At 59.8% G+C, this 493-nt stretch carries 1 protein-coding gene; it reads left to right on the plus strand.

The annotated features are described in order from the left end of the window. Window positions 1–78: 78 nt before the first annotated feature. The coding region (locus ACUHMQ_RS21035; protein WP_445297387.1) for a phage integrase N-terminal SAM-like domain-containing protein at window positions 79–493 on the plus strand (415 nt) is incomplete at its 3' end.

Consider the following 493-nt stretch of genomic DNA (forward strand, 5'->3'; position numbering starts at 1 on the left):
CTGAAAATACCCCTGATCCGCTCGTGGTCGTACATCCCTTAGCTCACTTGCCGGTGGTGCCGGTAGAAGGCGCGGGCTATGCCGCGTAAGGGCCAGAAACTCAAGACACGCCAACGCCGCCCAACCAAGCCACAAGTACCCCGGCGTCAGGTGGCGGACCCGCTGGCGCATCACCCGATGCTGGCTTACATGGCGGCGCACTTCGAATACCTGCGGGTCAAGGGTTACTCGGAATACACGGTGAAGGCCCGCCACAGCAGCCTGCGCCGGTTTATTACTTGGTGCGATGAGCGCGGGCTGATGCAACCGGCGGACGTGACCAAGCCGGTGCTGGAGCGTTACCAGCGCTATCTGTTCTATTACCGTAAGGCGGATGGCCAGCCGCTGACGCATTCTAGCCAAGTGGGCTGCTTGGGACCGCTGAAGACGTGGTTTAAATGGCTTGCCCGAGAAAACTATCTGTTGTTCAACCCAGCGAGCGAAATCGACCTAC

The organism is Chitinimonas violaceus (assembly GCF_052601015.1).